This is a genomic window from Roseomonas rosulenta (assembly GCF_016106005.1).
Taxonomy (GTDB): Bacteria; Pseudomonadota; Alphaproteobacteria; order Acetobacterales; family Acetobacteraceae; genus Neoroseomonas; species Neoroseomonas rosulenta.
This window is the reverse complement of record NZ_JACADR010000659.1, coordinates 1-550: the sequence shown is the minus strand read 5'-3', so window position 1 is coordinate 550 and position 550 is coordinate 1. Positions and strand designations below refer to the sequence as shown.

Here is a 550-nt window from a genome sequence, read left to right as displayed (position 1 = left end):
TCCCCGAAATCCCCGATCAAGTCCTGGTGCCCAGAGGCCCTTAGGCCTTTGGTGGGGTGGGGTCCGGGGAGGGGCAAAGCCCCTCCCCGCGCAACACCGCCGCTCACAACAAGCTCCCCTGCCCTGGCGCCTGCCCCTTCCGGCGCGGCGCCATGCCTTCCGCGACCACGCGCGCCTCGCCGTCGGCGAAGGCCAGGCGCAGGGGCTGGCCCGGGGCGATGCGGGCGGCGGCGGTGACGGCGTGGCCCTCGGCGTCGCGCACCAGTGCGAAGCCGCGGGCGAGCACGGACTGATAGGATGCGCTCTCGAGGCGTGCCGAGAGGCCCTCGAGCAGCGTGCGCTTCTGGCGCAGCAGCGCCTGCACCGGCGCGGGCGAGAGGCGTGCGATGGCCGGTGCGCGGGCGCGACCATCGCGCTGGCGCGCCCAGGCGGCAGAGAGACGCAGCGCGAGGGCCTGCACCGCGGCGCGGCGCGCCAGGATGCCCTCGCGCGGATGCGGCACGCGCAGCGCGGCAATGGACTGGCGCCGCGCGGTCAACAGGCCGGCCAG

The 550-nt window shown here is 76.2% G+C and carries 1 protein-coding gene; it reads right to left on the bottom strand.

The genetic code is table 11. The features are described from left to right. Positions 1-103: 103 nt before the first annotated feature. Positions 104-550 (bottom strand): exodeoxyribonuclease VII large subunit (locus HW578_RS27510; protein WP_304621660.1); only part of this gene is annotated, 447 nt, incomplete at its 5' end.